Origin of the sequence: Rosenbergiella gaditana (assembly GCF_018494065.1) — a bacterium.
GTDB lineage: Bacteria > Pseudomonadota > Gammaproteobacteria > Enterobacterales > Enterobacteriaceae > Rosenbergiella > Rosenbergiella gaditana.
The window spans coordinates 1-625 of the sequence record NZ_JABBFR010000059.1; the positions used below are offsets into that span (position 1 = coordinate 1).

The window sequence follows — 625 nt, forward strand, 5'->3', positions numbered from 1 at the left end:
ACGGATATCCTCAGGTCCGCATGGTGTGTCTGATGGAACTCAGCAGTCACCTGCTACGCGCGAGTGTGTCAGGCCGTTACGATATAAACGAAATGCGCCTAGCGGCACAGCTGGCAGACAGCGCGCCGGATAACAGTATTACGCTGTTCGATAAGGGCTTTTACTCTTTAGGACTGCTACATGGCTGGCACAATGCGGGCGAAAATCGCCACTGGCTGACACCGCTAAAAAAGAACACGCAGTACGAGGTGGTGCGTAAGCTCGGTAAACAGGACGAGCTGATACGGCTGAAAACCTCATCGCAGGCCAGAAAGCAGTGGGAAGGCCTGCCGGAAGAACTGACCGTGCGGCTTATCCGCCGCAAGGTAAACGGCGTTGAACGGCAGGTGCTGACGTCAATGACGGATGCGATGCGTTATCCGGCGGCGAGCGTGGCGGAGCTTTATAAGCATCGCTGGGAAATAGAGCTGGGGTATCGGGAAGCGAAGCAGTTTTTACTGGGCAACCGGTGGGCGCTGAGAAGCAAATTGCCGGAACTGGTCAGGCAGGAGCTGTGGGGTATCTTACTGACTTATAACCTTATTCGTTACCAGATGATTAAGATGGCGTTCAGTCTGAAGGGGGA

The 625-nt window shown here is 54.6% G+C and carries 1 protein-coding gene; it reads left to right on the forward strand.

Annotation, left to right across the window (positions count from 1 at the left end; genetic code table 11):
* Positions 1-625, forward strand: a 625-nt coding sequence (locus HH682_RS15420) for an IS4 family transposase (RefSeq protein ID WP_214238364.1), incomplete at both ends; no start/stop codon positions are given.